The sequence below is a fragment of the Cedecea davisae DSM 4568 genome (assembly GCF_000412335.2).
Lineage (GTDB): Bacteria > Pseudomonadota > Gammaproteobacteria > Enterobacterales > Enterobacteriaceae > Cedecea > Cedecea davisae.
Genome location: NZ_KE161030.1, coordinates 2,127,240 through 2,147,389, shown reverse-complemented (window position 1 = coordinate 2,147,389; position 20,150 = coordinate 2,127,240). Strand labels below are relative to the sequence as shown.

21 protein-coding genes are annotated in these 20,150 nt (G+C 55.1%); 14 read left to right on the top strand and 7 right to left on the bottom strand.

Features of this window, described 5'->3' with window-relative positions:
* Positions 1-146 precede the first annotated feature (146 nt).
* Positions 147-1,202, bottom strand: a complete 1,056-nt coding sequence (locus HMPREF0201_RS09935; protein WP_016536478.1) for an NAD(P)H-dependent flavin oxidoreductase — start codon at positions 1,200-1,202, stop codon at positions 147-149.
* Between the two features lie 87 nt (positions 1,203-1,289).
* Between HMPREF0201_RS09935 and HMPREF0201_RS09930 the strand changes: the two genes are divergently transcribed.
* Both HMPREF0201_RS09930 and HMPREF0201_RS09925 read left to right on the top strand, forming a co-directional pair.
* Positions 1,290-2,159 (top strand): LysR family transcriptional regulator, encoded by an 870-nt coding sequence (locus HMPREF0201_RS09930; protein ID WP_016536477.1) that lies wholly within the window; start codon positions 1,290-1,292, stop codon positions 2,157-2,159.
* Positions 2,160-2,433: 274 nt separating this feature from the next.
* Positions 2,434-3,240 (top strand): 5'-nucleotidase, lipoprotein e(P4) family, encoded by an 807-nt coding sequence (locus tag HMPREF0201_RS09925; RefSeq protein ID WP_016536476.1) that lies wholly within the window; start codon positions 2,434-2,436, stop codon positions 3,238-3,240.
* 52 nt (positions 3,241-3,292) lie between these two features.
* Here the strand turns inward: HMPREF0201_RS09925 and HMPREF0201_RS09920 are convergent, their stop codons facing one another.
* Positions 3,293-4,273, bottom strand: a complete 981-nt coding sequence (locus HMPREF0201_RS09920) for an NAD(P)H-dependent flavin oxidoreductase (protein WP_016536475.1) — start codon at positions 4,271-4,273, stop codon at positions 3,293-3,295.
* Positions 4,274-4,442: 169 nt separating this feature from the next.
* Between HMPREF0201_RS09920 and HMPREF0201_RS09915 the strand changes: the two genes are divergently transcribed.
* From HMPREF0201_RS09915 to HMPREF0201_RS09900, 4 genes are all read left to right on the top strand, one after another.
* Positions 4,443-5,339 (top strand): LysR family transcriptional regulator, encoded by an 897-nt coding sequence (locus tag HMPREF0201_RS09915; protein ID WP_039898238.1) that lies wholly within the window; start codon positions 4,443-4,445, stop codon positions 5,337-5,339.
* 108 nt (positions 5,340-5,447) lie between these two features.
* Complete coding sequence (locus tag HMPREF0201_RS09910; RefSeq protein WP_016536473.1) at positions 5,448-5,837, top strand: RidA family protein; 390 nt, start codon at positions 5,448-5,450, stop codon at positions 5,835-5,837.
* Between the two features lie 20 nt (positions 5,838-5,857).
* Positions 5,858-6,838, top strand: a complete 981-nt coding sequence (locus tag HMPREF0201_RS09905) for a threo-3-hydroxy-L-aspartate ammonia-lyase (RefSeq protein WP_016536472.1) — start codon at positions 5,858-5,860, stop codon at positions 6,836-6,838.
* Between the two features lie 16 nt (positions 6,839-6,854).
* On the top strand, positions 6,855-7,514 hold the full coding sequence (locus tag HMPREF0201_RS09900) for a helix-turn-helix transcriptional regulator (protein WP_016536471.1): 660 nt from the start codon (positions 6,855-6,857) through the stop codon (positions 7,512-7,514).
* 32 nt (positions 7,515-7,546) lie between these two features.
* On the opposite strand, the gene HMPREF0201_RS09895 is transcribed toward HMPREF0201_RS09900, so the two are convergent.
* Entirely contained in the window at positions 7,547-8,455 is a 909-nt protein-coding gene (locus HMPREF0201_RS09895; protein ID WP_016536470.1) for a LysR family transcriptional regulator, read from the bottom strand.
* Positions 8,456-8,582: 127 nt separating this feature from the next.
* Here HMPREF0201_RS09895 and HMPREF0201_RS09890 point away from each other — a divergent pair, with 127 nt between their 5' ends.
* The 3 genes from HMPREF0201_RS09890 to HMPREF0201_RS09880 are packed head-to-tail and all read left to right on the top strand — an operon-like array spanning position 8,583 to position 10,570.
* Complete coding sequence (locus HMPREF0201_RS09890) at positions 8,583-9,320, top strand: SDR family oxidoreductase (RefSeq protein ID WP_039898236.1); 738 nt, start codon at positions 8,583-8,585, stop codon at positions 9,318-9,320.
* Positions 9,321-9,344: 24 nt separating this feature from the next.
* Entirely contained in the window at positions 9,345-10,253 is a 909-nt protein-coding gene (locus HMPREF0201_RS09885) for an SDR family NAD(P)-dependent oxidoreductase (RefSeq protein ID WP_016536468.1), read from the top strand.
* A gap of 56 nt (positions 10,254-10,309) precedes the next feature.
* Positions 10,310-10,570, top strand: coding sequence for a hypothetical protein (locus tag HMPREF0201_RS09880; RefSeq protein ID WP_016536467.1), 261 nt, complete (start codon positions 10,310-10,312; stop codon positions 10,568-10,570).
* On the opposite strand, the gene HMPREF0201_RS09875 is transcribed toward HMPREF0201_RS09880, so the two are convergent.
* Entirely contained in the window at positions 10,571-11,479 is a 909-nt protein-coding gene (locus HMPREF0201_RS09875) for a LysR family transcriptional regulator (protein ID WP_016536466.1), read from the bottom strand.
* Between the two features lie 110 nt (positions 11,480-11,589).
* Between HMPREF0201_RS09875 and HMPREF0201_RS09870 the strand changes: the two genes are divergently transcribed.
* The 5 genes from HMPREF0201_RS09870 to HMPREF0201_RS09850 all read left to right on the top strand — a co-directional run bounded on the left by HMPREF0201_RS09870 (position 11,590) and on the right by HMPREF0201_RS09850 (position 16,314).
* Complete coding sequence (locus HMPREF0201_RS09870; protein WP_071704090.1) at positions 11,590-12,810, top strand: MFS transporter; 1,221 nt, start codon at positions 11,590-11,592, stop codon at positions 12,808-12,810.
* An 88-nt stretch (positions 12,811-12,898) separates the two neighbouring features.
* Positions 12,899-13,267, top strand: a complete 369-nt coding sequence (locus HMPREF0201_RS09865; RefSeq protein ID WP_016536464.1) for a hypothetical protein — start codon at positions 12,899-12,901, stop codon at positions 13,265-13,267.
* 135 nt (positions 13,268-13,402) lie between these two features.
* Positions 13,403-14,179 carry an alpha/beta hydrolase gene (locus HMPREF0201_RS09860; RefSeq protein ID WP_039898234.1) on the top strand — a complete coding sequence of 259 codons (777 nt, stop codon included), beginning with the start codon at positions 13,403-13,405 and terminating at the stop codon, positions 14,177-14,179.
* Positions 14,180-14,245: 66 nt separating this feature from the next.
* The gene (locus tag HMPREF0201_RS09855) at positions 14,246-14,923 is read left to right on the top strand and encodes a heavy metal response regulator transcription factor (protein WP_016536462.1); all 678 of its coding nucleotides are present in this window, start codon (positions 14,246-14,248) and stop codon (positions 14,921-14,923) included.
* Positions 14,920-16,314 carry a heavy metal sensor histidine kinase gene (locus HMPREF0201_RS09850; RefSeq protein WP_016536461.1) on the top strand — a complete coding sequence of 465 codons (1,395 nt, stop codon included), beginning with the start codon at positions 14,920-14,922 and terminating at the stop codon, positions 16,312-16,314. Before HMPREF0201_RS09855 ends, HMPREF0201_RS09850 begins: the two co-directional genes overlap by 4 nt.
* On the opposite strand, the gene HMPREF0201_RS09845 is transcribed toward HMPREF0201_RS09850, so the two are convergent.
* From HMPREF0201_RS09845 to HMPREF0201_RS09835, 3 genes are read right to left on the bottom strand one after another with little or no spacing between them, the layout of a single operon-like run.
* Positions 16,315-17,322: a LacI family DNA-binding transcriptional regulator gene (locus tag HMPREF0201_RS09845; RefSeq protein WP_016536460.1), complete on the bottom strand. Its 1,008-nt coding sequence runs from the start codon at positions 17,320-17,322 to the stop codon at positions 16,315-16,317.
* Positions 17,323-17,351: 29 nt separating this feature from the next.
* Positions 17,352-18,761, bottom strand: a complete 1,410-nt coding sequence (locus HMPREF0201_RS09840; protein WP_016536459.1) for a sucrose-6-phosphate hydrolase — start codon at positions 18,759-18,761, stop codon at positions 17,352-17,354.
* A complete protein-coding gene (locus tag HMPREF0201_RS09835) occupies positions 18,761-20,131 on the bottom strand; it encodes a sucrose-specific PTS transporter subunit IIBC (protein ID WP_039898232.1) in 1,371 nt (456 codons plus the stop codon). Before HMPREF0201_RS09835 ends, HMPREF0201_RS09840 begins: the two co-directional genes overlap by 1 nt.
* Positions 20,132-20,150: the final 19 nt, after the last annotated feature.

Sequence of the window (20,150 nt, the reverse complement as noted above, 5' to 3'; positions counted from 1 at the left end):
CAGAGGCGACAACGCGGAATGTACAGCAGGTATTTCAGTGGAAGGGCCGGAATACCGGGGGGGGAAGTGTACTAACCTCGCTGAAATCATCAGATTTACTCCCTTAATATTTGATGATTTTCACACCAAATGCCGGGGACTTTTTTCTACAGCCCCGCTTCACATGCCAGGAGGTGAACCAACTCCCTTGCCGGCATTTCCCTGATTAAGTTAATTCCTTGTCCTGCCCAGTGAGCGCCGTAGCCCTGATGACCTGCTGCTTTCGCAGCGTTTGTCAGTGCCTTTCCCAGATCGTAGGCAACGGGATAAGCAGGTATCGAGTGCGGGGAAAAGGTGCGGCCATGGCGGCAAAAATCGTTATCGAGGCTCCTGGCCGCACGGCCTGAAATGGCGCGGGTCATAAAGGTTTGATGCTCGCGGCTGGACTTTATTACGCTGCGGTAGCCATCATCGGCGGCGGACTCCGGGCAAAGCAGGAAAGCGGTTCCCATCTGCACGCCGTCCGCGCCTATAGCCATCATGGCCCGAATGCCTGAACCGTCCATAATTCCACCCGCTGCAATAATCGGCACCGAGAGCCGACTCTTAAGTAACTGTACCAGCGCGAAGGTGCTTAACCTGGCATCAAGGGCCGTTTCGTCAAACATGCCGCGATGACCGCCTGCCTCATAGCCCTGGGCAATAACAATATCGACGCCGCTTGCCACAATCAGTAATGCTTCTTCGAGGTTGGTTGCGCTTGCCATTGTCACGATTTTTTTAGCGCGTAAAGCCTGAATAACGTGGCTTTCCGGCAGGCCAAAATGAAAACTAACCACCGCTGGCGCGGTATCAAGCAGCATCTCAAGCATGTCGTCATGCCCGATAAAGCTCTGATAGATTTCCGCCAATTTTACAGGCGGCATGCCGCCAAACGAGGTAAAAAGCGGGCGAATCAGCTCAATCCATTCCTTTTCTAACGCCTCGTCTCGTGTTGCCGCAGCGTGGCAAAACAGATTGACGTTGAATGGCCGGGAAGTCAGTTCACGGGTTTTTATGATTGCCGCCCTCGCCTGAGCCACGCTACTGGCTCCTGCGCCAAGCGATCCAAGCCCTCCCGCATTGCTTACCGCTGCCGCAAGTTCGGGGGTTGAAACTCCGGCCATAGGAGCCTGGATGATGGGGAAGTCGATAGCGAGTTCTTGCGTAACGCTGCGGGTCATGGCGGTTCCTGGGAAAAAAATTGATGACTAAACATCTTATTGTGAGATGTTAATATCAAGATCATTTTCATATTGAGAATTAAAAGTATGAACCACACCACATTGCAGATTTTTCAAACCGTAGCCGAAGAGCAGAGCGTAACAAAGGCGGCGAAAAGACTGGGGCGCGTGCAATCGAATATCACTACCCGCATTCGCCAGCTTGAAGAGGAGCTTGGGGTGACGCTGTTTGTCAGGGACAGCAAAAAAATGACGCTCTCAGCGGAGGGGGCAAGCTTTCTCTCCTACGCACAAAAAATATTGAGTCTCGCGGAAGAAGCCAGGCAGGCATTACATCCGGCTAAACCTGCCGGAACCCTGAATGTAGGCGCGATGGAAGCTACCGCCGCGAGCCGCCTGATGCCGATACTCCAGCAGTTTCATCGGCACTACCCCGACGTCGCCCTGACGCTAAAAACGATGCCGACCGGGCAACTACTGGCAGGAGTTCGTAACGCTACGCTGGACTGCGCCCTGGTAAGCTTACCGCCAAACGCCAGCGGGGAACCGACATGTCCAACGGATATTGAGTGCGTTAACGTTTTTACCGAGCGCCTGGTATTGCTCACACCGCATCAGATGACGGCAGGCGGTGAAGCAAAAATCCGTTTCGCCGCATTCCCTAAAGGCTGCTCATACCGCGCCAGAGGTGAAGCGCTGCTAAACAGCCTGAGCGAAGGCGATAAAACCGTTGAAGTCCAGGAGGTTGGCTCCTATCACTCGATGATCGCCTGCGTGGCTTCCGGCGGTTACAGATGCCTGCTGCCGGAAAGCGTTGCTGCTACGCTAACGCTTCCGCAGGAAAGCCAGCTTCAGTTCGTCGATGACGCCCTCACCCAGCTGGTCTGGCGCAAGGGTTATGCCTCACCGGCGCTGGGTGAAATGCAAAAGATTTTAGCTATGGCCAGCAATCTTTGAACTTCCTGCCACCGCCGAATGAGCAATGACTGAACCAACAGCGGATTACTGACGTCAGTCATCAGGGAAAAAAGTACGTCGAAATATTTTTGTCATATTGAGTATCCAGGGGGGATCCATTAAAAAGCTATTGATAACGTAGCTTTAATATTTGGTAGAACACCTATTAACGATGCCTGGTGATTTGTAGAGTAAAAATTTAGGGATTGTTGAGTTCCGGCTCATTTTGAGACCGGTTGAAATTAATGATAAATGGCAAGGGTAAGGACATAAGATGAAGAAAAGTTTGTTATGTGGCGCAATAGCGCTGGTGCTGGTAAGCCTCACAGGCTGTGCTAATCAACAGCAGGCGGCGGACCAAAAACTGGCCAGCCAGACGGTGATGGCGGTTGACTGGTTCCAGCAGTCCGGCGAGTACCGCGCGCTGGCTTACCAGTCGTTTAACAGCGCCCGCGCTTCGTGGGATCTGTATGCCAAACAGGGCGGTGCTAAACGTGCGGTTATCGTCGACCTCGACGAAACCATGATGGATAACAGCGCCTACAGTGCCTGGCAGGCCAAAAATAATAAGGCCTTCGATGATAAAACCTGGTCCCAGTGGGTTCAGGCTCACCAGGCGCTGGCCGTGCCGGGCGCGGTGGATTTTGCTAACTACGTTAACAGCCACGGCGGCACCATGTTCTACGTGTCGAACCGCGACAGCAAAGACTTCGACGCCACCGTTGCCAATATGAAAGCGCTCGGCTTTACCGGCGTGAGCGACAAAACCGTGCGCCTGAAAACCGACAGCTCCAATAAACAGGCTCGTTTTGACGCGATTAAAGCCGAAGGCTACAACGTAGTCATGTATATCGGCGACAACCTGAACGACTTCGGCAAGGCGACTTACCATAAAGATCAAAGCCAGCGTCAGCAGTTCGCCAGCGACAACCGCAACAAGTTTGGCACCCAGTTTATCGTGCTGCCGAACCCGATGTACGGCGACTGGGAAGGCGCTCTGGCACCAAACTACTTCAAGCTGAACACCGAACAGCAGGCTCAAGCTCGTGAAAACGCGCTGCGCGCCTGGTCCGGCAAATAAGTCTGGTGACGCCTGCGTAGTAAAGGCCGGTGGGAAACCATCGGCCTTAGTTTTATCGAACGTTCAGCCCATTAACGACGTCCTGAACACTTTTGATTTCTCTGATACTGCCGATTCCGGTGCCAAGGGCGATATAGCCCTCATCCGTGTTGCCTTCCAGCATCCCAATACGCAAGCCGCGCAACCCGCCCATCTGCTTAGCAATCTCCTCTTTGCTGGCCCCGTCTTTATCCATCGTCACCAGCTTATCGGCCAGCTTGCCGGGCAACGAGCGGTAGTAATCCGGCACGGTGCGAAACAGCTGCATATCCAGGCCGTTGGCGGCGATGATTTTCTCTTTCACTGAAAGCGGTACGCGGCTTTCAACCGTGCTGATAAAAACCGAACCAGCAAATACGCCTTGTGCGCCAAGCGCGTGGGCGGCCAGGGCTGTTCGGCTATCGGTAATACCGCCGGCCGCCAGCACCGGGATATTTGTTGCGGCGTCTGCAATCAGCGGCACGATGGAAAAAGTTCCCAAAGCAGTGGCCGGTAAGGTGCCACCTTCATCAAAACCCGTTGCAACAATGATGTCCGCGCCTGCGGCTTCCGCGCGCCGGGTATTTTCCGGGGTTGGGTTGATATCCCGATAGATGATCTTAATTCCGGCGTCTTTGAGCTCATTAAACAGCTCTGGTTTCAGAGAACCGTCTCCATAGCCGGTATAAACCACGGCGTGGACGCCCTCTTCTTTTATGACGTTAACAATGGGCGCTGTCCAGATGTCATTTTCAGGCATTGGGATAAGGTTAACGCCGAAAGGCTTCTCGGTTAGCTTTTGGGTTTTGCGAATTTCTTCGCGCAGTTTTTCGGCCGTTTCTTCCGGCGTGGAGGCCGCGGTTTCAGCCGTTAATCCCGCGTTTGGCCCCAGCACGCCGAGACCACCGGCGTTGCTCACCGCCGCCACCAGTCGGGCATCAGTTAACCAGGAAAGCGGGCCCTGAATAACGGTTTTTTCGATACCAAGAATTTCGCTGACAGTTGGTTTTTTCATCACGTATTTCCTCCGAAGTATTAGCCTCCGGCCGCTGTGAGCCGGGAATGGAGGAAGTGTAATGACCGCTATTGTTTGGAAAAATAGCTAAAGTTATTCATCACTGTTATTAAATAATTAATAATTGGCGTATATGTACCACTCAACTTCCTCTAAAAAAGAAGCGCTTATGCAAATAAACTTATTTGAATCCATCAGGATTTTTATAGAGATAGTTGAATCAGGCAGCTTCTCTCAGGCCTCTGAAAACCTTCAAATTCACCGTCCGGCCGTGACCAAAGCCCTGCAGCAGCTGGAGCAACACTGCGGCGTGCGCCTGATGCAGCGCACAACGCGACGAATAAACCTGACGCCCGAAGGGGAAGAGTTTTACCGCAATAGCAAACCATTGCTGTCGCAGGCAGATGATTTGATCGGGTCTTTTGCGCCCAATCGCCCCCTGCGCGGGCAGCTGAGGGTGGATATGCCGGTGGCCTTTGCCGCCCTTTGGGTGGTGCCTCATTTACCCGAGTTTTACCGGGCTCATCCTGAGATTGAAATTATCCTTAGCGGCTCTGACCGCAGAAAGGATATGTTGCACGACGGGCTGGATTGCGTATTGCGGATGGGCGAGCTGGAGGACGGAGATTATGTTGCCCGAAATCTCGGCAGTATTAAAATGGCAACCTGCGCCAGCCCGGCTTATCTTGAAGCGCACGGTGCACCCGAAACACTTAGTGATTTACGGGATCATCGGGCCGTGAACTGGATCAACAGCAGCAGTCGACAGGTTATGCCGTGGACATTTCAAACAGCGGACGGGCCGGAAGAAATTTATCTCCCCGGTAAGCTGGTGCTGGATAACTCCGAAGCCTATATCGCCGCTGCTGTCGCCGGGCTGGGGCTGGTACAAGGAATGCATTTCTACTTAAAGCCCCATATCGAAAACGGCAGCCTCGTCGAGGTTTTGCCCGGCAACCCGGCTCCGCCGCGCAGGCTATCCCTGCTCTATCCGCACCGCCATATCTCGCACAAAGTTCGCGTATTTTCTGAATGGCTGGAGAAATTGCTCCTTGTTTTGCGCTGACCCACTTTTTCCGACCGGAGCCTTGTTTCACGCTTAAACCCCTTGCCTAAACAATAAGTCCAGATATAGATTAACAGTACAATTCTGGTAAAAAGCTGAGAGACAACCATGGCTCCCGATATCACTTTGCGCAATATCGAAAATTCTCCCGCGCCCGTGGGGCATTATTCTCATACCACGGCAGCCGGGGGCTTTGTCTTTATTTCCGGGCAACTGCCGGTGTCGGCTGAAGGTGAGCCGCAGTGCGATGCTCCATTTAAGCAACAAGCCGCGCTGGTGCTGCAAAATATAGAAGCTTGTCTGGCCTGCGCCGGAGTGACAAAACGGCATCTGGTTTCGGTTCGCGTCTATATCACGGACATCAGCCTTTGGCCGTTGTTTAACCAAATCTATGCGCAATGGATTGGCGAGCATCGCCCTTCCCGCGCGGTGGCGGGCGTTGCGCAGCTACATTATGGGGCGGCTATTGAGGTTGAAGCAGTCGCGCTCGGTGAATAAATCAATCTTTTGAAGGTGGCATGATGAAATTAGTTCTTCCTGTTTATGCGGACGTAGTGGCAGCGGCCGGGCGCATTGAAGGCCATGCAAACCGCACTCCTGTAATGACTTCCCGAACCGTGAATGAAGAGTTCGGCGCAGAGGTGTTTTTCAAATGTGAAAACTATCAGCGCATGGGCGCGTTTAAATTCCGTGGGGCCATGAACGCCCTCGCCCAATTTACGCCGGAGCAAAAAGCCGCTGGCGTGGTGGCTTTTTCGTCCGGCAACCACGCGCAGGCCATTGCGCTCTCGGCAAGGCTGCTCGGTATTCCTGCTACTATCGTGATGCCGGAAGATGCCCCGGCGGCGAAAATCGCCGCGACGAAGGAGTATGGCGGAAAAGTCATTCTGTATAACCGCTATACCGAAGATCGGCAGCAGATTGGCGACGATCTTGCGCAAAAACACGGCATGACGCTGATTCCGCCATACGACCACCCGCACGTTATCGCGGGCCAGGGCACTGCCGCTAAAGAATTGTTTGAAGAAGTTGGCGACCTGGACGCGCTATTTGTCTGCCTCGGAGGCGGCGGTCTTATCTCCGGCTGTGCGCTGGCGGCGCGCCATCTGTCACAGAATTGCAAAGTCTACGGCGTGGAGCCTGAAGCGGGCAATGACGCCCAGCAGTCGTTCCGCTCCGGGAAAATCGTGCGCATCGACACCCCGAAAACCATTGCCGACGGCGCACAAACCACGTTTCTGGGCAATTATACTTTTGAGCTTATCCGCCAGAACGTGGACGACATTTTCACCGCCAGCGACGCGGAACTCGTTCAGTCGATGAAATTCTTTGCCGAACGTATGAAAATGGTGGTTGAGCCAACCGGCTGCCTCGGCTTTGCCGCCGCACGTGGGCTTAAAGATGAACTGCGCGGAAAGAAAATCGGCATTATCATCAGCGGCGGCAACGTCGATATTGGCCGCTACGGTGAATTCCTCACCCAGGCGAGCCAGCTTTAACCCCAAGGAGAGAAAAGTGCCAAAATCCCAAACCAGCCCCCTGCTCAGCCAGCTCGATGCCATCGCCCAGGGCGTAAGCGAGACTTTCGCGCCGTTTTGTGAGGTTGTGGTTCACGATCTTGGCAATCCTGAGCACTCTATTCTCTCCATACACAACAATATTTCTGGCCGCAAAGTGGGCGATGCCGCCACGGAGATGGGGCTGGCGCGCATCGCCTCACCCGAGTTTCCAAACGTTATCGCCAACTATGCCAACCAGTTTGCGGACGGACGCCCGGTAAAAAGCACCTCCATCGGGTTAAAAGATGAGGCCGGGAACTACGTCGCCGCGCTTTGCCTGAATGTGGACATGACGCTGTTCCGGGGCATGCAAAGCGCCCTGGCCCGCTTTACCGAAACCGGCAGCAGCCCGGTAGAAGAGCATATGGAGCCTGCCGGAGCGGAAGCCATCAGACAGCGCATCGACAGCTACGCCGCGCGCCTGGCAAGCACGCCAAGAGCGCTGAAAACGCCTGAAAGAATTGAGCTGTTGCAGGTGCTTAAAAAAGAAGGATTACTGGAGATCCGCAAATCAATGGAAACCGTTGCCCAGCACCTCGGCGTGTCCCGGGCTTCGGTTTATCTGTATGCGAAACAGCTGCCTTCTGCGGAGAATAGCGCGGAGGGCAAAGAGTAATTTATGGTTAAGGAACATGTGGGGCTACCGTTTTAGCCCTCAGCTGGAAAACGCGCTCTATAAATCTCCTTCAACCAGTCGATGAATACGCGTACGCGCGGAGAAAGTTGGCGATTTTGGGTATATAGAGCCGAAACGGTGATTTTCGGGCTTTGCCAGTCGCCCAGCACTTCCACCAGGCTTCCCTCGCTTAACGCCTGATCTACGTGGTAGCGAGGTAGTTGCACCAGCCCGCAGCCGCGCAAGGCGCAGATAACGTAATTTTCCGCTTCGTTGACCGTCACCCAGCCTTTTGGCGAGTAGGCGCGTTTCTGGTTATTTACTATCAGCTCGATGGGATAATTGATTCCGCCGGTGGTCGAAAAAAAGTTAACGCACTGGTGGGATTCCAGCTCGTCCGGGTGAACAGGAGAGCCGAAAGCGGCAAGATAATCCGGGCTGGCGCAGATTATCTGCGGGAGATCGGCGAGGTGGCGCGCCACCAGAGAGGAGTCCTGCAATTTACCGGCCCGCACCACGCAGTCTATCCCCTCCCGCACCAGATCAACCAGCCTGTCGCCGCTGCTGATAATCAGCTCGATATCCGGGTAGCGGCGATGAAATTCATCCAGCTTCGGCAGGACTATTTGTGATGCATGCGTACCTTGTAAGTCAACCCGCAGAATACCGCGTGGTTTAGCCACAACCGGGCGCAGCGCCGCCTCCGCATCGTTGAGTTCAGCAAGGATATATACGCAGCGCTGATAATAGGCTTTGCCGTCCTGCGAGGGACGAACATGGCGCGTAGTCCTTTCCAGCAGGCGGCAGCCGAGTCCATTTTCCAGCTCTTTTATCGCATTGCTTGCCGTCGCTCTTGGAATACCAAGCTGATCGGCGGCCTGGCTGAAGCTGCCCAGCTCCACAATGCGGGTGAACAGTTGCAGGGTGTCGAATTTATCCATGCGCTATTATTAACTAAATTGGAATTATCATATCAAATTAGCACCATTTATCCCGTAATCAAAAACATTAACAATGGCTCCCACGCACCCATCCCGGGTGAATCTTGAACCCTATCTGGAGAGCATGATGACAACAACAAACAAAACAGCCCTGGTCACCGGCGCATCACGCGGTATTGGCCGTGCTATTGCTGAACGACTGGCGCACGACGGTTTTACCGTTATCGTCAACTATGCGGGCAACAAGGCCAGCGCCGACGAAACGGTGCAGTCAATCCAGTCTCATGGCGGCGAGGCGATAGCCATTCAGGCCGATGTCTCTTCTGAAGCCGACGTTTCCCGCCTGTTTGCCGAGGCGAAAGCTGTTAATAGCCGCCTGGACGTAGTGGTTCACAGCGCGGGCGTGATGCCGATGGTAAAAATTACCCCGGCGGGTCTGGCCGATTTTGACAAGGTGATAAATACCAACCTGCGCGGCGCATTTATGGTGCTGGCTAATGCCGCAGAATCCCTTGCCGATGGCGGCCGCATAATCGCTCTTTCTACCAGCGTGATTGCTAAATCCTTCCCTGCTTACGGCCCTTATATCGCCTCAAAAGCCGGCGTTGAAGGCCTGGTACATGTTCTGGCCAACGAACTGCGTGGCCGCAATATCACCGTCAACGCCGTCGCTCCGGGGCCAACCGGCACTGAACTGTTCTTAAACGGTAAAACGCCGGAACAGATCCAGGCGATTGCCAGCCTGGCCCCGCTCGGGCGCATCGGCGAGCCTGCTGAAATTGCAAGCGTGGTCGCCACGCTTGCAGGCCCGGACGGCAGCTGGGTTAACTCCCAGGTGATCCGCGTAAACGGCGGCTTTGCCTGAGCCTGAATTGAACAGGAGAAAACCATGCAACAGATCATTTTGATAACCGGAGCCTCAAGCGGCTTTGGGGCACTGTCTGCCCGTGCGCTGGCCCATGCCGGGCATATCGTCTACGCCAGCATGCGCGACACTGCCGGGCGTAACGCTCCACAAGTTGAGAGCCTGAATGAATATGCCGAACGGCACTGTGTTGATCTGCGAGCCGTTGAGCTGGACGTACTTTCTCAGGTATCAGCGGACGAAGCCGTGGCGCATATTATTGCCGAACAAGGCAGGCTGGACGTTGTGATTCATAATGCCGGGCATATGTCCTTCGGCCCGGCCGAAGCTTTCCTGCCGGAACAGTTTAGCCAGCTGTATGACATCAACGTGCTTGGTACTCAGCGGGTAAACCGGGCCGCGCTGCCTCAGCTGCGTAAACAGGGCAACGGCCTGCTGCTGTGGGTGGGAAGTAGCAGCACCAGAGGCGGCACCCCGCCTTATCTGGCGCCCTACTTTGCCGCAAAAGCAGCTATGGACGCCGTGGCGGTCAGCTACGCCGCAGAGCTGAGCCGCTGGGGAATTGAAAGCTCGATTCTGGTTCCCGGCGCGTTTACTAAAGGCACCAATCACTTCCTGCATTCCGGCAAACCTGCTGATAGCGAGCGCGAACTGGAGTATACCCGGCACGGCCCAACCGCCGGACTGGAAGATGAAGCCTTGAAGGGGCTTGCCGCCTGCGAGCCGGAAGATGCTGACGTAGCAGATGTTGCCGCCGCGATGGTTGATATTGTCAATGCGCCTTACGGAAAGCGCCCGTTCCGGGTACACGTTGACCCTTCCGATGACGGTGCCGCGGTAGTCAATGCGGTGGCGGACCGCATTCGCAAAGAGTTTTTACAGCGCATAGGTCTGGGGGATCTGCTGGTAACACATCGGCCAGCTTCTGTTTAAACCATAATCGCGGCCCCACTGTTTAAGACGCCGGGGCCGCATCAAGCGGACTCTTTATGCGCACACTCACTTTTTTACTTAGCGGCTTTTTACTCTCCGCCGCCTGCTATTTGCTTATCAGATTGTTTACGCCCGTCTACCCACCCGCCCCGGTAATTATCGCCGGAGGCTTCGCCGTGCTGTGGTACGCTATCGCCGCCGTCAATATGCTCTTTGGCGTAATTAAAGCGGGATACGGATGGGGTGAAGAAGTGACTATTTTCATGATTATCTTCGCCCTGCCGGTTGTTCCCCTGCTGTGGGTCGCGGAGAGTTGATCAAGACACCAGCCCGCTAACAAAGTCCAGCAAAGCGCGGGTTTTGGCGGGAACGTGGTGACGTGAAGGGTAGTATGCATACAGGGGGAAGCGGTGATCTGACCAAAGCGGGAACAGCGGCTTCAGCCGCCCGGAAGCGATGTACTCCTCGCTCCCCAGTTCAAAAATTTGCGCCACGCCAAGCCCCGCAAGGCAGGTGCTTAACACGGTTTCGGCATCGTTCACCGTGAGCCGCCCCTGGGGCTGGATCATCAGTTTTTCCCTTTTGCGATGAAACTCCCAGCGGAAAGGTTTTCCGGTTGTCGGTTCCCGGAACAGAATGCAGCGGTGCGCGTTTGTTTCCAGCTCCTGCGGCTCTTGCGGTGTGCCATAACGGCGCAAATAATCAGGCGATGCCATAGCGATAACACGCGTTTCGAACAGTTTTCTGGCTATCAGCGAAGAAGACTGCGGGTGGCCGAAGCGAAGCGCCAGGTCGAAACCCTCAGAAATCAGGTCACCCAGCTCATCACGGCTGCGTAGCTCAATCTCCAGCTCTGGGTGAGCATCCATAAACGCGCCCAGCCTCGGCCCAAGGATCTGGCTTGCAAACAGCGGATCGACGTTAACGCGCAGGCGGCCACGAATTTTTTGCGCATCGCCCGCTGCGCCGCCGGTCACTTCGGCAAGCTCGGCCAGAAGCGGCATCACCTGCTGGTAAAATTCCCGACCTTCATCGGTCAGGCGAACGGAGCGCGTAGTGCGCTCAAAAACCCGGATGCCCAACCTGGCCTCAAGCCGTGCAATCGCCCTGCTGACGCCGGATTGGGACATATCCAGCACTTCGGCAGCTGCACCAAAACTCAGCGTATCAACGACCGCCGCCATGACATCCACGCCTTCCAGCAGTTGGGAACTTAATACCCTCATTGATGCGCCTCAATCATAAGTCTTATGTCTTTCATGCTATCGCATTCTGAACGTCGGCACCGCAAAATTCTCTCGTCATCTCGACCCGTTCACATTTTCAGGATGCTTTTATGCAATCAGGTACTTCCCATACCCATTCAGGTACACATCATCATGCGGAGAAAATCTCCCGCTCACGCAGTATCGCTGCGGTGCTGGCGCTTAGCCTCGGCTGTTTCACATTTGTCAGTACCGAGCTGATGCCGGTCGGCGTACTGCCCGGCATGGCCGCCGGGCTTAACGTTTCGCTTAGCGTTGCCGGTTATCTGGTAACAATTTTCGCCTTTATGGTGGCGTTAACCGCCGCCCCGCTCACCGGCCTTCTCGGGCACATTAACCGCAAGGCGCTGATGGCCGGGCTGCTGGCCGCCTGCTTTGCCGGTAACTTGATAACCTATCTGGCCGTAGATTACTTCGTGGTGTTTATTGGCCGCATTCTGATAGCGGCGGCCATCGGCGTCTTCTGGTCTACCGCCGTTGTCACCGCGGTCCATTTGGTTGCATCGCGCAATGCGGTTAAAGCTACTTCGGTAGTGTTTGGGGGCGTTTCTCTGGCTACGGTGCTTGGCGTACCGGCAGGCACAATGCTGGGCGAGCTCTACGACTGGCGAGCGGTGTTTGCCGCGCTCTGCTTCCTCTGCCTGGTGGTGTTTACCCTTATTGTCTGGTCAGTTCCTGCGGTACGTATCGCAAAATCAGCAAAACGTGGGGCGATGTTAGCGGTATTTAAAAGCCGCGCTTTACTGGCCGTTTTTGGTATTACCGCGCTAGTCGTCACCGCTAATTTTCTCGCCTACACCTATATCGCGCCCTTTCTTGAGCAGATGGCCGGGCAAAGCGGAGGGCAAATCAGCATGTTGCTGCTGGTCTACGGTGCCGCCGGCGTGATAACTAATTTTGCCATTGGCCCCTTTGCCGCCCGCTCGCCTCGAACAAGCCTTGGCATCGTTGCGCTGTTGTTCGCGGCAAGTCTTGCCTGCCTGAATATGGCCGCTGCCAGCCATACGGCAATTTTTATTACTATCGCGTTCTGGGGAGCGGCATATGGCGCCCTGCCGGTGCTGCTGCAAACCCTGGTGTTTAAAGAGGCATCACGCCTGGAAGGCGGCGCGGATGCGGCAACATCAGTCAACGTGTCGGTGTTTAACGCCGCTATTGGCCTCGGTTCGCTGCTTGGCGGATTGATGATAAACCTTACCGGCATCCGCCCTATTCCTTACGTGGCCGCCGCTTTCGCGCTGGCCGGACTGCTGGCTGTAGTTATTAGCCGGGAAGGTAAACAGACATCGTAAAGGTTTAAATAATCAGCGTTTTGTTAAATCGCTACCCGGCAATCAGATGTTATATACGCCACTGTTTTCTTCATTGAGGATTTGCGATATGGATATCATCGGCATTTTTCGTTCCGCCCCTGTACCCAAAGTTTTGTCTGAGACTGAATCAAAAATATCAGCCTCTGCAAAAAATATGATGTTAGCTCTGAAAAGCGTTAAGAATGATGCAAATGCAAAGGGCATCAAAGTTGAAAGGATGTATGAAAAAACAGAGTCAAGCGCCAGGAAATTAATTAAAAACACCGCGAGAGGTGATATAAAAGCCGCATTAAAAGATGTGAAGGTTTATGAGAAACGCTCTGGCAAATTATTTGAGAACATTGGCAACCCTTTTTATAAGGCAAATATCTCTGTCGCCGAGCGCGAACGTCTGTTTATCACTACGTCATTATATAAACTGCACTACAAAAATTAAATCTTAGTACCCGGCCAGGCACGGTTTTAACGCGCCTGGCTTGTCATTTTTTTGTCATTTCCACGTCAGCAGTTTGTTGGCCTTCGGCGGCTACATTGGCTCATGAACCCCTTTGTTGAACCCCGAGGATTGAACATGAAACTGCGTCATCTCTCTACCATCGCTTCCCTTGTCCTGGCCGCTCTTAGCGCCACCGCCGCACATGCCGACACGGCAACATCCCAGGAAGTGAAAAACATCGTTCTGGTACACGGCCTGTTTGCCGACGGCTCAAGCTGGGGCAAGGTCATCCCGCTGTTGCAGGCCAAAGGGCTGCACGTCACGGCGGTGCAGAACCCAACCACCTCCCTGGATAACGACGTAGCGGCGGTAAAACGCGCCCTCGCGCAGCAAAATGGCCCGGTCATTCTGGTTGCCCATTCTTACGGCGGCATGGTCATCAGCCAGGCAGGCGACGAGCCGGAAGTGAAAGGCCTGGTTTATATTGCCGCCCGCGCCCCTGAGGCAGGGGAAGATTACCCGGCACTCACTAAAAAATACCCAGCGGCTCCAGCTTCGGCGGGCCTGAAGTGGAATGACGACGGCTATGGCGCGTTGTCTGAATCAGCCTTTATTCACGATTTCGCTGGCGACCTGCCGGAGAAAGAAGCTGAGGCTTATTACGCGGTACAGCAGCCGATGGGCAAGGCAGTCACCATGGCAAAAACCACCATTGCGGCCTGGCATGACAAACCAACCTGGTACGCGGTGTCCACCGAAGACCGCACTATTAACCCGGATCTGGAACGTTTTATGGCTAAGCGCATGCATGCCCAAACCATCGAGCTGAAGTCCAGCCATGTGTCGCTGATTTCCCAGCCGGAAGCAGTCGCCAGCCTGATTATGAAAGCCGCACACGTACCGGGCTACTAAGTTATAATCTCGGGATTGGGGCGGTCTCCACGCCCTTTTCTCTCCTTATTACGGGATTGCCGCCGCTTGAAAATCCTCATTATTGAAGACGAAGCTAAAACCGCAGCCTATCTGGTTAGCGGGCTTAATGAAGCGGGCTATACCGCGGACTGGGCCGCTAACGGGATCGATGGCCTGCACCTGGCGCGCGAATCGGCCTACGATCTTATTTTGCTCGACGTGATGCTGCCGGAAATGAACGGCTGGACGGTGATGGAGCGCCTGCGAGCACATAGCCAGACGCCGGTGCTGTTCCTCAGCGCACGAGGCACGCTGGAAGACCGCCTTCGCGGGCTGGGTCTGGGGGCCGACGAGTATCTGGTTAAACCCTTTTCATTTGCCGAACTGCTGGCAAGAATTCGCATTATTCTGCGCCGCGGTTTACCGGCCGCCGAGTCTGAGGAGGTGTTGTCACTTGCCGATTTAACGGTAGATGTGGCTAAGTTTCGCTGCGAACGCGCGGGCAAACGCATCACCTTGACTAATAAAGAATTTAAGCTGCTGGTCTGTTTCTTACAGCATCCGGGCCAGGTGCTGTCCCGCACGTTCCTGGCCTCCCGAGTCTGGGATATGAACTTCGATAGCGACACTAACGTGGTTGACGTCGCGGTACGCAGGCTGCGGCAAAAAGTGGACGATCCTTTCCCCCTGCGACTGATCCACACGGTTCACGGCGTGGGCTACCGTTGTGAGACAGAATCATGAGGCGTGCTTCTCTCACTTTTCACCTTGCGGTGCTGCTGGCGGCTTTCTCTTTTGTTGCCTTCACCGTGATGGGCGGCGCGCTGTATTACGCGCTTCGCCAGCAGCTATCGATTCGTGACGATGCGGCGCTGGTTTCCCGCGTTGACCAGATTAGTACGCTGCTGCGCGACCTTGATGCTCAGCAACTGATCCGTGAAAAGCCGCACCTGTTTGCCAATATGCTCGGGAATACCGAGTCGCTGCTGGTGGTTCGCTACGTTGGCGGTGCGACGTTATTAGAAGTGAACCCGATGCAGCGAGATATCCCGTCCGTGACTCCCGTACCCGCTAACCAGCGGCTGACGCTTGAGGCGGTGCATCATGCCAATACCCAGGACGGCACGCCGATGGTTTATATGGCGGCCGTTAGCCCGTCGGCCAATAATCTGCCGCCGCTGGAGATCCTGTCAGCCAGAGTGCTGGCCGACCGCACCCATATTCTCGAAGAGTATCGCAATAAAATTATTCTCTTTGCCTCGATGATGGCGGCGATCTCCGTGGTGCTGGCGGTGATTTTTGCACGGCGCGGCGTTTCGCCGCTGCGCAGGCTTGCCGAGCGAACGGCGCAGATCGGGACCGGAACGCTCTCCTCACGCCTGAACAAAGACGATCTCCCGCCCGAACTGGATACGCTTATCGACCAGTTTAACGCCATGCTTGCGCGGCTCGAGCGTGGATTCCAGCAGTTAAAACAGGTCAGCGCCGATATGGCTCACGATCTCCGAACGCCGATAACCACTCTGCTGGGGCAAACAGAAGTTGGCCTGGGAGCCGCGCGTGATAATGACTATTACCGGCGGCTGCTCGGCTCAAATTTTGAAGAGTTGCAGCGCATGTCGCGGATGATCGACAACATGCTGTTTCTGGCTCAGGCGGAACAGCCCGACCAGGAAATTGAGCGTGGTAATATCGACGTAAGCGACGAAATTGGCCGCATTTGCGAATACTTTGAAGATCTCGCCGCCGACCGGGAAGTGACGATTCAGACCCGCGGCAACGGGCTGGTGTACGCCGATGCCCTGCTGCTGCGCAGAGCGCTGGCCAACCTGCTTTCCAACGCGGTGCGCTACGCCAGCCCGGAAAGCCAGATTGAAATTAGCGCCACATCCACGGCAGAGGGAATGGAAATTCTTGTCACCAACCACGGGGAAACTATCACCCCATCACACCAGGAACGCATCTTCGACCGCTTTTACCGCGCCGACCCGTCCCGTAACGACTCTGCGCACTCCAGCGGCCTCGGGCTGTCTATCGTGAATTCGATCATGCTGCTGCATCAGGGGCGCTGCTGGGTTGAAAGCCGTGACGGTGTCACTACTTTTGGCCTGCGGTTTCCCGACTCAAAACGGTAGCTATTTGCGCCGACGAAGCAGCTTAGCTGGCAGATAACGCTGGAGGGGCTGCGGCGATGCCCCCTCGATAAGCTGGCTAATCAGGTCATAGCAGTGGAAAGCGAGCTGGCGATTATCCTGCTGAATAGTATCGATGCGAACCGAGAGAGAGTCATACAGGTAATGGTCGTCGAAGCTTGCCAGATGGATGTCGCTGTCCAGCAAATTATGCTGACTCATATAGCGCAGCACCCCTTCAAGCAGGCCACATGCCGCGGTGAATAACGCTTTTGGCGGCCTGCCAAGCTGCGCGCAAAGCGCCGCAAATTGTTCATAACCCGAGCTGGGATGATAGTTGCCGTGAATTATCCATTCCGGGCGTAGCGTTACGCCCGCGCGGGCCAGCCCCTGAGTGAATCCCTCAAGGCGGTCACGGGTTGGCGAGAGGCGCGGCTGCCCGCCAAGAAAATAGATTTCATCGCTATGCGCTCTGGCGATTGGCTCAATCAGGTCGGCTGTTGGCTGGATTGAGTCGGTGATAACCAGCGGCAGCGCGCTGTCGTTCATGTGGCGGTCAAACAGCACAACCGGCAGTTGCTCGCTCAGCTTATGGTAGTCCGCCGCCGTCAGCATACTGGAAGCCACAATCAGGCCGTCAACCTGGCGGGCAATCATATTACTGACCACCATGTTTTCCTGACCTGGGTTTTCATCAGTACAGGAGATAAGCAGCTGCACGCCTGCCTCGCGGCACAGCATTTCAAGCTCGTGGGAGAAAACGGCGAAACCGTAGTTGGTTATCTCAGGAACCACCAGGCCGATGGTGTGGCTACGGTCGTCGCGCAAGGAACGCGCGTGAATGCTCGGCTGGTAATGTTGTTGCTGCGCAATAGTCATGACGCGTTCACGGGTTGCCTGAGCCACCCGCAGCTCCTTGCCTCGCCCATTTAATACCAGGCTGGCGGTAGCCTTTGAGACGCCCGCCAGTTCGGCAATATCTTTAATCGTGACGCGTTTGTTTTTTTTCACAGCGCAACCGTGGCAGTTAATCCAAACCGCTATTCTACCATGGCAGAACGCAGCGACCAGTAGCGCAACGTGACTTCAGACGCACCGCTGAAACAGACCCGTGATGGATGCTGCGGAAAATAGCGGTTACTCATCACGCCTTCACCCTGATTGATAAAAATTTCGACGCTGGAGCTGTCACAAAGAATTTGTAGAGATGAGACGGTTCCTTTCCAGTAGCGAGAAAGCCACTCGCCGGAAGCGAGGCTGCATCGTTGCAGCGTCACCCCCTGCTCGTTGATGCTCAGCTTTAAAGCCCCGCCAAAATCCAGATCCAGGCTCCCGCATATGTCTACCAGCAGCTCCAGCCGTAGCGCATCGAGGGATGGCGCTTCGCCTGCAATACCTTGCCAAAACTGCTCTTCTTCACGTAGAGCCGCCAGCTCGGCGATGGGCCGCTGGTACAACTTACCATTTTGCAGCGTAAGTTCTCTCAGGCAGGTCATCTGATGGATCCAGCCGTTGGCCAGCGTTGGCTGCAACATCTCCTCCCCATCCGGCACGCCCATCCAACCAACCAGCAGGCGGCGGCCGCCCGGGGCCTGCGCCGTTTGTGGCGCATAGAATTCAAAGCCGGCATCTAATTCGTTTAGCTCCCCGTGCCGGAAGCTCGCGGTTGCATAATCAAAGTCGCCGATTAAACAAGCCGCAGGGTAAACATTAAGGAAGCGCTCCCGCTCGCGGGTAATGCCCTGAGGACAACAGATCAACACATGCCTGCCGCCAAGCTCAAACAGGTCCGGGCATTCCCACATGTAACCCGTGTCATCGAGGCCGTTAACGCCGTTCCCGGCGATTTCCCCTTCAGACTCCCAGGCGTGCAGGTCGGATGATGAGAAGAGTAAAACTTTTCCTCGTTTGTCCTGGTCCTGCGCGCCAAGCACCATGTACCAGCGCCCGTTATGCTGCCACACTTTTGGGTCGCGAACGTGGCCGGTATAACCTTCGGGCAGCGCCAGCACCGGGCCAATTTTATCAAACTCACCGCGCTCATTTTCAACGGCCAGGCACTGCCAGGCGGTGCGTCCGCCGCCATCGAACTTCACGTTGCCGGTATAGCAGAGCGTAAGCCTGCCCTGATTATCAACGGCGCTGCCGGAATAGCAGCCGTTGCGGTCGTAATCTTGACCCGGCATCAGCGCCAAAGGCTCGTGCCGCCAGTGCAGTAAATCAGCCGAGCTCCAGTGCCCCCAGCATTTGTATTTATGATCGGGGGCCAGCGGGTTCCACTGGTAAAACAGATGCCAGCGCCCGGAAAACCACACAAATCCGTTCGGGTCATTCATTAGCCCGGTTACCGGCGCGTGGTGCCAGCGCGGATAGTGCTCGTCCCGCAGCGCACGCGGTTGCCCTTTCATTACGGCCTGCAAAATGGCAGGCATGCTGGAGGATTGCGTCATTATTCAGAGTCCGTGTTGTACTTCAGCAAGAGTGAAATGATAAACGCCACGCCAAAGGCGATAGCCATCCCGATGATGTAGTTAAGCAGAGAGCTTGCCTGAACAATTGCCATACCGGGCAGCGCGGTTAAGCCAACCGCCGTCATATAAACGTGAACCGAAACGACCCAGGCTCCGCCCGCCGCACCGCCGATAAGCGCAGCAATAAACGGTTTAACAAAGCGCAGGTTGATGCCAAAGATAGCGGCTTCGGTTATTCCCAGCATCGCCGAAAACGCGGAAGGCAGCGTAATAGCCTTAATTTTTACGTCTTTGGTTTTAAACCAAACCGCCAGGCAGGCACCGCCCTGCGCTACGTTGGCCATCGCCCAGATAGGCAGCAGGAAGTTTACGCCAATAGATGGATTCCCCAGCAGACCCGCTTCGATAGCGTGGAAGCTATGGTGGATGCCGGTTATCACGATAACCGAGTAAAGCCCGCCGAACAGTAACCCTGCCAGCCAGCCCGCGTGAGCAATCAGAGTGCTGAGCACCAGAGAAATTCCGTCGCCAAGCGCTCGCCCGGCCGGACCAATAATCAATAGTGCGATAAAGCCGGAAATAATAACGGTGAGGAAAGGCGTCAGAATAAGATCCAGCGCGTCCGGAATCACGCGGCGCAGCTGTTTTTCAACAATACTCATAAACCACACCGCCAGCAGTACCGGGAACACCGTGCCCTGGTAGCCAATCATCGCCACTTCCAGCCCGAAGAAGTTCATGGTGTGGAACCCTGCAGCCACGCCCCAGGCGTTGGTTAACGCGGGATGGGTAAGAATGCCGCCCAGGGTCGCCCCGAGATACGGGTTGCCGCCAAATTCCCTCGCGGCGGTAAAACCGATCAGGATCGGTAAGATAATAAATGCCGCCGAGCTGCACATATCCAGCATGATATACAGCGCATTTTCCGGGTTGGCCCAGCCGTAGGTTTTAACCATCCCCAGCAGCCCCATCAGCAAACCGGAGGCAACAATGGCCGGAATGATAGGCACAAAGATATTCGATAACAGGCGCGCTATGCGCTGGAACGGGTTCAGTTTCTTAGCCGCAAGATTAGCCGCTTCGGATTTGCTGGATTCGGCAATACCGGCAGTTTCGATAAAGGCTGCATACACCTTATTCACTACCCCGGTACCAAAGATAATCTGCATCTGGCCGGCATTGCGGAAGCAGCCTTTTACCCCTTCTACTTTTCCTATTGCCTGCTGGTCGGCCAGTGAATCATCCACCAGAACCAGGCGCAGACGAGTGGCACAGTGGGCCGCGCTGCCGATATTCTCCTTGCCTCCCAAAAGCGGTAAAAGCTCGTGGGCAATTTTCTTGAAATCCATAGTAACCTCTAAAACTTTA

Excerpts from the sequence above, each read along its gene's own strand:
- HMPREF0201_RS09935 (WP_016536478.1), bottom strand. The coding sequence starts at position 1,202 with ATGACCCGCAGCGTTACGCAAGAACTCGCTATCGACTTCCCCATCATC.
- HMPREF0201_RS09930 (WP_016536477.1), top strand. The coding sequence starts at position 1,290 with ATGAACCACACCACATTGCAGATTTTTCAAACCGTAGCCGAAGAGCAG.
- HMPREF0201_RS09925 (WP_016536476.1), top strand. The coding sequence starts at position 2,434 with ATGAAGAAAAGTTTGTTATGTGGCGCAATAGCGCTGGTGCTGGTAAGC.
- HMPREF0201_RS09920 (WP_016536475.1), bottom strand. The coding sequence starts at position 4,273 with ATGAAAAAACCAACTGTCAGCGAAATTCTTGGTATCGAAAAAACCGTT.
- HMPREF0201_RS09915 (WP_039898238.1), top strand. The coding sequence starts at position 4,443 with ATGCAAATAAACTTATTTGAATCCATCAGGATTTTTATAGAGATAGTT.
- HMPREF0201_RS09910 (WP_016536473.1), top strand. The coding sequence starts at position 5,448 with ATGGCTCCCGATATCACTTTGCGCAATATCGAAAATTCTCCCGCGCCC.
- HMPREF0201_RS09905 (WP_016536472.1), top strand. The coding sequence starts at position 5,858 with ATGATGAAATTAGTTCTTCCTGTTTATGCGGACGTAGTGGCAGCGGCC.
- HMPREF0201_RS09895 (WP_016536470.1), bottom strand. The coding sequence starts at position 8,455 with ATGGATAAATTCGACACCCTGCAACTGTTCACCCGCATTGTGGAGCTG.
- HMPREF0201_RS09890 (WP_039898236.1), top strand. The coding sequence starts at position 8,583 with ATGACAACAACAAACAAAACAGCCCTGGTCACCGGCGCATCACGCGGT.
- HMPREF0201_RS09885 (WP_016536468.1), top strand. The coding sequence starts at position 9,345 with ATGCAACAGATCATTTTGATAACCGGAGCCTCAAGCGGCTTTGGGGCA.
- HMPREF0201_RS09880 (WP_016536467.1), top strand. The coding sequence starts at position 10,310 with ATGCGCACACTCACTTTTTTACTTAGCGGCTTTTTACTCTCCGCCGCC.
- HMPREF0201_RS09875 (WP_016536466.1), bottom strand. The coding sequence starts at position 11,479 with ATGAGGGTATTAAGTTCCCAACTGCTGGAAGGCGTGGATGTCATGGCG.
- HMPREF0201_RS09870 (WP_071704090.1), top strand. The coding sequence starts at position 11,590 with ATGCAATCAGGTACTTCCCATACCCATTCAGGTACACATCATCATGCG.
- HMPREF0201_RS09865 (WP_016536464.1), top strand. The coding sequence starts at position 12,899 with ATGGATATCATCGGCATTTTTCGTTCCGCCCCTGTACCCAAAGTTTTG.
- HMPREF0201_RS09860 (WP_039898234.1), top strand. The coding sequence starts at position 13,403 with ATGAAACTGCGTCATCTCTCTACCATCGCTTCCCTTGTCCTGGCCGCT.
- HMPREF0201_RS09850 (WP_016536461.1), top strand. The coding sequence starts at position 14,920 with ATGAGGCGTGCTTCTCTCACTTTTCACCTTGCGGTGCTGCTGGCGGCT.
- HMPREF0201_RS09840 (WP_016536459.1), bottom strand. The coding sequence starts at position 18,761 with ATGACGCAATCCTCCAGCATGCCTGCCATTTTGCAGGCCGTAATGAAA.
- HMPREF0201_RS09835 (WP_039898232.1), bottom strand. The coding sequence starts at position 20,131 with ATGGATTTCAAGAAAATTGCCCACGAGCTTTTACCGCTTTTGGGAGGC.